5 protein-coding genes are annotated in these 6,453 nt (G+C 37.7%); all 5 read left to right on the top strand.

The features are described from left to right. Window positions 1-356: 356 nt before the first annotated feature. The 5 genes from H7U17_RS20500 (at window position 357) to H7U17_RS20480 (ending at window position 6,444) form a co-directional block, all read left to right on the top strand. A complete protein-coding gene (locus H7U17_RS20500) occupies window positions 357-1,058 on the top strand; it encodes a hypothetical protein (RefSeq protein ID WP_186758767.1) in 702 nt (233 codons plus the stop codon). 15 nt (window positions 1,059-1,073) lie between these two features. Beyond that, a complete protein-coding gene (locus H7U17_RS20495; RefSeq protein WP_186758766.1) occupies window positions 1,074-1,940 on the top strand; it encodes a hypothetical protein in 867 nt (288 codons plus the stop codon). A 1,409-nt stretch (window positions 1,941-3,349) separates the two neighbouring features. Continuing rightward, entirely contained in the window at window positions 3,350-3,739 is a 390-nt protein-coding gene (locus H7U17_RS20490; RefSeq protein WP_186758765.1) for a hypothetical protein, read from the top strand. 504 nt (window positions 3,740-4,243) lie between these two features. Beyond that, on the top strand, window positions 4,244-5,668 hold the full coding sequence (locus H7U17_RS20485; RefSeq protein WP_186758764.1) for an amidohydrolase family protein: 1,425 nt from the start codon (window positions 4,244-4,246) through the stop codon (window positions 5,666-5,668). 614 nt (window positions 5,669-6,282) lie between these two features. Next, window positions 6,283-6,444, top strand: a complete 162-nt coding sequence (locus H7U17_RS20480; protein WP_186758763.1) for a hypothetical protein — start codon at window positions 6,283-6,285, stop codon at window positions 6,442-6,444. Window positions 6,445-6,453: the final 9 nt, after the last annotated feature.

Below are 6,453 nucleotides of genomic sequence, written 5' to 3'. Positions count from 1 at the left end.
TAATGACCTCTTAAACGAGAGAGCCTGCCCTGCAGGCTGGCTACTCGCTAAAAACAGTCACTGACTGTTTTCTTAACGCTCGTTCCTCTTATGGATGCTTCCAGTCCTATTCGATGACTAGTATACTATGCGTTTACTTTTGGCTAAAATCTAAGAAAACGTGGTACTTTTTGGAGAGGGGCTTGATAGTGATCGGGATCGACTCTTTAGGGTGAAGGAACCGACCTCTTAAAGGAGCCAGCCTGCAGGGCATTTTATTTGTTTTGGGGATTGTTTAGTTTTAAGAAGATAAATTGTAGATTGACAAGTACTCAGATTAAAAGGAAATAGGACAGGTTAATTCAATTAAAATCAAAGTGAGTATATTCTCTTATCATTTAGTTAGGCTTTCCTTTTTTGATGCGATAAAAAGAATGATCTGTAATCCGATATCCAAAACCACCAATGGATTGATTCACTCGGAATACATGACAGCAATGACTTTAGGTTCTCCCGTCTTTTCTACCTCTAGGGTTTTAATAGGGAAAATAGCGGTTTTTATGCAATGGGAAAATGAAATTGCACTTCAAAATTATTTGGAACAAGACAGTTTTGGAAGAATATTAGCTAAAGGTTGGCATGTGCGTTTATCTTTTATTAGAGAATGGGGGAAATTTAGCGGATTCATAATTCCAGACGATAAAGACAAATTGGAAAGTCCAAATTCTCCAGTAGTTGCTGTAACCATAGCCAGAATGAAGCCCTTGGCAGTTCCTAGATTTATCCATTGGGGAAGACCCGTAGAAAAACTTGTAAGAGACCATCCCGGAACTGTACTTTCATTAGCATCAGTTAAGTTTCCAAATACAGTCTCAACTTTTTCAATTTGGAAAACGGAAAAGGAAATGGCCAATATGGTTCATGGACATAGTGCTTTGGAAAAACCTAAACGACATTCCGAGGCAATGAAAGAAAGAGAACGGAAAGAATTTCATTTTGAGTTCATGACTTTAAGGTTTAAACCCATAGGCGAATTTGGTAGCTGGAAAGGCCAATCGAATTATATTCCCAATATCTAAAGCATTCCGGAAAAAATGGGAATAGCGTCTAAAAAACAAAGTGTTCAAGACTGGATTACACAACAATGGGTTATTCTCTTTGGTAGTAGAATCGATAAATTAAAATACCGATGGCTGTTAGGACCTTTTGGTGACATAAATGGAGTAGGTTTAAAATTCATCGATCAACTAGCAGAGAAGGAACATTTGATAGTTGATAATCAAACAGAAAAAAGGGGCTTAATTCAATCAATAAATCAACTCAATCTATCTGAAAATGAAATAGAATCCCTGTCTCAAAGTGTAATTGACTTTTATGAAAACACCTCTAATTATGAACTTGAATTAAAGGTAAAGTGGAATCCATTCTTTAGAATTTTCGGTATTTTACTAAGAATAATTTTCAGCAAAAGAATAGAACAACTCAATGTCCCGATTCAAAGTATTAAGAACCCGGCAGGATTGACAAGTGAAATAATTCACATGCTCGATTCTAATTCAAAAGAAATTAAACGGATCATTTGGTTTCGAAAATTTAAATCAACGGGGCAGGTGGTTTATTCGGGTGTTTATGAAATTTGTACTATCCCATCAGGCAAGACATGCATTAAAGCCATTTTTCCTTTACCGAATGGAAATGCGACGGTCATTTTAGCTCCTAGAGTTGGTATGATTGGTGAACTCATCTTAGAGTCTACAGGGCAAGAAATTGGTGAAAGTGGATTTTATTTTTTGCTAAAGGATACAAAAGGGCATATATGGACCAAATTCATTAAATCATTTAAAGATAGGCTAGTAGTAACCAGCAAAAATGGAAGAATTACCGCCACACAAACTTTAACTTTATGGAATATGACAGTTCTTAATTTTGAATATAAGATAATTAATACAGGCAGTCAGTAGGGCTGGTATTTTGGAATTATAGGTAGCTTTTTTCGACTTGGTGAAGAATGCCACGTCATTCAAATATCCTGGGAATTGGTAATTCCCATTTCCTGATTTTATAGTTGTCGTTAGATTGCTGAAATGTATAGTATTTCCAAGAATTAGTTTACCTGAAGGTAAGGTATCCCCAAGACATCCCCTAGGTATATGGTAGAAAGATGTAAGGGAGAAGGGGGGTGAGGGAAGTTTGATTGGTTAATTGTTGAATTGTCGAATCGGGGGATTGGTTAATTGTTGAACCTGCCTTGCGGCAGCCAGGCTGTCGAATTGAGAAACTGTGGGATTGGAGCATTGGGAATTGGGAATGGAAGCGAGGGCGTAAAGCATGTTGACTATTGGAGATGAGATTGCTTCTCCCGGCCCACCGGGATCGCAATGACGTTTGGGGAAGTAGGATTGTGGTGGAAAATGAATGAAAGTAGCTGAGACGGAGACTCGTTTTAGGTGGTCCTGCACCTGTGCGTCGTGGCGTAGCGTAGCTGGCAATAGGTTTGCAATGAGTTGTGGGCGGATTCCCCCTTCAGGGGGGCAGGGGGGGCGGGAAGTTTAATCGGTTAATTGTTGAATTGTCGAATCGTGGGATTGGGGAATTGTGAATTGGGAAGGGAGTTCAGTAAAGGAGTATAGAGGAGACGTAGAGGGAACATCGAGGAGACGTAGTGGGAACGTCTAGGGAACGTCCAAATTTTATTTGGGGCTTTGTGAGGGGAATCAGCTCTTAAACGAGAGGACCTACCCTGCAAGCTGGCTACTCGCTAAAAACAGTCACTGACTGTTTTCTTTACGCTCGTCCCTCCTATGGATGCTCCCAGTCCTATCCGATGCCTAGTATACTATACGTTTACTTTTGGCTAAATTCTAAGAAAACGTGGTACTTTTTGAAGAGGGTTTTATTGGGTAATGTCTAGGGATTGTTTGGGCTTTATATTGTGGCTTTGGAGGGGGAAAGGGGAGGGGCATGGGACCAAGCGAGCTGAAAATATTTGGGTGAGCAAAACCGCGAACTTCTATCAATGCCTGATAAATCCCGTAGGTAAAATACTGACCTTTAGTACCTAAAATGGGCATGCTTGTACTCCTTATATGCCATTTGCAAGAACATTATTTATATTACAACCTTTTGGAATTATTGACGTGTTATTTAGTTAAATAGGTATAAATAACACACGGGAATAAGGGTTATTTTTTCATCAGACTTTTATGGAGGACTTTTATTGTTTTCAGAGCGCAATACCCATGACAAAAGATTTTTCAAGGGAACTTCTGCACACGATAATTTGGATTACAAAAATAGTTTTGAACATAAAATAGAGGCTAGAAAAACACTTTTGAAAATAAAAAATAGATAAACCAAAATTAATAACTGAATGAAAAATAGAAAAGGCAATTTTAGAGAAACAGTGAATTCATCCATAAGTAATTTTATTGTTATCATATTTCTTTTGATTTCTACACTATCCTGTACACCCGTTCAGTATGGATTTGATGCAAGGGAGAATAGCAAATTTTCAACATTTGATAATTTAGGTGTTTCTAAAGAAGATTTTATAAAAGAATATGGCTTTCCAACAAATAAGGGGATGTATCAAGAAGGATCAGTCACAAAAGTTGAAAAATTATACTACACAGAAAAAGTTAAAGATTTTTTAGTTACCACAAGATTTATTTTTGTTAATGATATTCTAGAGCAAATGGAAAGGGTGGAAACAATAAATAATTTTACTGAAATCCGAGGACAGGTAGAAATGACACATTAAGTAAGGTCTACCATTGGATAACATCTGATCTCTCAACTGGGTAGGACAACAGGTTCGTAATGAGTTGTGGGCGGATTCCCCCTTCAGGGGGGCAGGGGGCGTAGTTTAATTGTTGAATTGTTGAACTGTCGAGCTGTCGAATTGTCGAATCGGGGGATTGGGGAATTGTGAATTGGAAAGGGAGTTCGGTAAAGGAGATATAGAAGAGAAATAGAGGGAACATCGAGGAGACGTTGTGGGAACGTCGTGGGAACGTCCAAATTTTATTTGTTTTGAGGATGCTTTAGTTTTAGGAGAAGGGATATCTATTATTAAGCATTATGTTATGTCAATAAGAAAGGAAAAGTGTATCTTAAAATAAAATATAGCCAAGGTATATTAGGCCAACAAATTTTTAGGGCTTGCTATACTTTTGGTCTACTTTTATCTTGTTGGACACAATTTTGACTGAAAATTGTAATAAAATGAGCACTTTCTAAACTTATTTTCAAATCATCAATCTAAATGAGATACGTCAAACTTCTAGTGCTGTTTACGGTCCTTAACTTTCATGTGAAGGCACAAAGCAATTTAAATTCAGAACCATTTTCTCAAGAGAGTATTGCTTACGTCATTAAAAACGTAAATGTAATTACGATGACCAAAGAAAAGAAGGTCATTGAAAACGCAATGGTTGTGATCCAGAACAATAAGATTGCCTCGATCAATGGTGCCGTACCAAACAATGCGAAGACAATAAACGGGAAAGATAAATGGCTAATTCCAGGGTTAATTGACATGCATGTCCACAATCTTGCAAGCTCAAGCCCATATGTTATGTATCCAACCAAAGGTCCATTGGTAAATTATGATACCCAAGATTTAATGACCTTGTATATTGCCAATGGTGTTACCACAGTATTTGAATTAAGTGCGAGGCCGGAGCATATAGGACAGCGTAATGAAATTAAAAGAGGGGATGTAATTGGGCCAAGAATGGCATTGGCCGCACTAATAGATGGGAAAAATGCAAATATGACCGCAACAAATCCCTCTGACGGAAGACAAGCAGTTCGGATTGCCAAGGGGGAACAATATGAATTCATAAAAGTATATAGCAATTTAAACGAAGAAACCTTTAAAGCAATCATAGATGAAGCCCAACAGCAAAAAATGAAAGTTGTTGGACATATTCCAAATGTCTATGAGGGAAAACCTGCCAAAGATTTTTTTGTTCCTCATTTTGGATTAATTGCACATGCAGAAGAATTATCCAAACAAACCAATGATTATAGCGAAGAAAAGGCCCAAGAATTTGCTCGTTTGGCAAAAGAAAATGGTACTTGGTTGATTCCGAACTTAAGTAATATGGAATCAATTATTAAACAAGCGAAATCATTAGAAAACATTCAGAATCTGCCCAGCTTTAAGTATGTTCACCCACTCATGCAAAGTAAGTGGATAACTTCCAACAGCTACTACGGGGCATCTAAAGAACTGATAGGTTATTTCCAAAAACAAGCTGATTTTCACAAGCTGATAGTCAAAGCTTTTAAAGAAAATGGAGTTCCTATGGTTACTGGAACCGATGCAGGAATATCTGGTATTATATGGGGTTTTTCGCTTCATGAAGAATTAAAATTGTTAGTGGAAGCTGGTTTAACCAATGAAGAAGCATTGGAATCTGCGACGCGACTAGGTGCAGAATGGCTTGAAATTGAAGATAAAATTGGAACTGTTGAAACAGGTAAGTTTGCAGATATAATTTTACTCGATGATAATCCTTTGGAAAATATCAATAACACGAGAAAAATTTCAGGTGTATTTGTAAATGGACAATGGATTGATAAAGACAAAATTGATATAATGCTCGAAGGTATTGAGAAATGGAACAATGCAAATACAGAAAGGTATGACTGGAAAGAACTTTTGAATAGTTTACAGAATTAATGTCACTAAGCTTTCATCTGTTATAATAGTCCTACTTGGGTGAAGAATGCCTGTTTATTTTAATATCTGGGGACTTTAATTTCAGTTGTGTTTAACTAATTACAATCTTGTAGGGTAGTAAAGAAGAGAGGTCGTGGGGAGGTCTAGGGAAAAGGGGAGTTTAATTGGTTGATTGTTGAAGTGGGGAATTGTTGAATTGTCGAATCGTGGGATTGGGGGATTGGGAATTGAGAGGGCACGGAGTTCGGTAAGGGCGTAAAGCGTGTTGATTATTGGAGATGAGATTGCTTCTCCCGGCCCACCGGGATCGCAATGACGTTTGGGGAAGTAGGATTGTGGTGGAAAATGAATGAAAGTAGCTGAGACGGAGACTCGTTTTAGGTGGTCCTGCACCTGTGCGCCGTGGCGTAGCTTAGCTGACAGGACAACGGGCAGCCCTTCGCAAAAGTTTATTGGATTCATATGCTTTGAAATCTCTTTGATCACCAAGAAAATCATAGATGGTTTCGATGGAGGTAGCTTTTATCTCTGTTTATCTCATGTGTTGTAAATGGCTGATTAGTAATGGTTGGGAATGTTTAAACTCTTTTCATGAAATTCACTAACTTTGTAATATGAAGGAAAAGAAAGACGATATCACTAGACAGATAGAAAACTTCAAACGTAAGATGAAGTCACAAATGCCTAAAATAAGGAAGGAAATTAAGGTATATGAAAATAACGTGGCTATGGGAATCCAAAACAAACATCCTCAAATAGCTCCTGAATTTAAATAATTCATGCCT

Origin of the sequence: Echinicola salinicaeni, from assembly GCF_014280965.1 — a bacterium.
In the GTDB taxonomy this organism is placed as follows: Bacteria; Bacteroidota; Bacteroidia; order Cytophagales; family Cyclobacteriaceae; genus Echinicola; species Echinicola salinicaeni.
The sequence above is the reverse complement of the archived record's forward strand: the minus strand, read 5'-3'. Positions and strand labels throughout refer to the sequence as shown.